This is a genomic window from Companilactobacillus suantsaicola, from assembly GCF_004745525.1.
Taxonomy (GTDB): domain Bacteria; phylum Bacillota; class Bacilli; order Lactobacillales; family Lactobacillaceae; genus Companilactobacillus; species Companilactobacillus suantsaicola.
In genome coordinates this window covers 1-1,675 of the sequence record NZ_RKLY01000062.1, presented here as the reverse complement: position 1 = coordinate 1,675, position 1,675 = coordinate 1, and the positions used below count along the sequence as shown (strand labels likewise).

General features: G+C 32.2%; 1 protein-coding gene. It reads right to left on the bottom strand.

The window, feature by feature from the left end:
- Nucleotides 1–206: 206 nt before the first annotated feature.
- Nucleotides 207–1,415: an IS110 family RNA-guided transposase gene (locus EGT49_RS12335; RefSeq protein ID WP_135374706.1), complete on the bottom strand. Its 1,209-nt coding sequence runs from the start codon at nt 1,413–1,415 to the stop codon at nt 207–209.
- Between the last annotated feature and the right edge of the window lie 260 nt (nt 1,416–1,675).

Genomic DNA, 1,675 nt, shown 5'->3' with positions numbered 1-1,675 from the left:
GTGAAATTTCTACCAGAAGTCAAGAGAAATACTGATTTAATAGTAATTATAGTGAAGTTAATTTGTTATAGATCTAAGACATCAGTCAGATGGTATGAACCAAGGCAAAAATAGTCTTGTAAATTGATATTTTAGATAACACAAATAAACCTGTTCAAATCTTTTGAAAAAAATTTGAACATGGTATGATACAAATGGAAACCAGATTAGTGTCTTGCGTGTGAAGCAATTTTATAATCATAGGTTTCATTTTTAATTACAAGATGATAAATCGTTCTGACGAGACGGCTTATCGAAGCTATAGCAATCTTCTTTGTTTCCTTTTTAGAAGATTGCTTTTTTTTGTTTCGGTAATAATCATTAATATGAGTTGGCTGATATCTAGCAACGGAGACCATATTTAGTACAGCCTTGTACAAAGTCTTTCTAGCATATGGATTTCCTCGTTTACTTATTCGATCACTAGCAGTATAGTTTCCAGACTCATAGTGTCTTAAATCAATGCCAATATATGCGTTGAGTTTATTAGAGTTACTAAATCTCCTAATATCGCCGAGTTCGGCGATTAAGAAGACCGATGTAATATCGCCAATTCCAGGTATACTGCAAAGGGTATTATATTCTGGTAGTTTTTTGGATAGTTTAACAAGTAATTTTATTACCTTTTTCTTCAATTTATCAATTTCAATTAATCTATTTGCATGGTATTTCACCTGTTCAACGGTCAATGAATTTGGATTAACAGATGAAAATGATATTTTTGCAAGATTGAAGAGTTTTAATGCAATATCATTAGATTTTTCATGTCCACCTTTTTCGTTTGAACATTCATAAGCAATAGCATTCAATTGATCAATATTGAATTTTAATACCTGTGATGGTATTGGAAATTCCTTTACAAAATTCCAATACCATGGTCCAGTGGGAGAGGACATAAGTTGTTCTATTTCAGGAAATGTTAGCTGTAGTACCCGATGTAATCTATTCTTTTCAGATACAAAGTCAGAAACTAATTCCTGATAAAAACGATCCTCATCCAATAATTCCACATATATAGGATTCTGCATTTTAGCCATTTGACGATTTAAAATGAATTGTGTTTTAGCCAAATGAAACGCATCGTTCTTATCAGTCTTATTCTTTCTAAGACCGTCCAATTCCTTTTTAGCTTGTAGTGGGTTCAGTTGTACATAAGAAACATTATTGCATTGGAGAAAGTACGCTAGGCGTCTAGAATAGACGCCAGTCGCTTCAAAGACCACCTTAGGATCAGTGAAAGAGTGCAAATTAGACTTTAAACGTTCAAAGCCAATAAGGTCGTTATTGATCTTGAATTCTTTAATCTTTATAGTATCGGCCAACACTGCAATGCTCGAAGTAGATTTACTTACATCAATTCCAAATACTGTTTCCATGTATATTGCCTTCTTCTTGTAATTGTTGAGGTTAAGGATATCTCATTAATAGTATTGGATTTAATTTTCTATACACGACTTTATAAGCCAACAGACTAAGAACAAATTCAAGAACATTATTAATGAGATTGCCAGTTTTAACTACGGCATCAAGTGCCAATTTCACGTACGGCATTAATCTCACATTCACTTTATCAAAAAAAGTGAGTAAATTAATTCTTCGTCAAAAATTAATTTACTCACTTAGCTTAGTCTGTTTT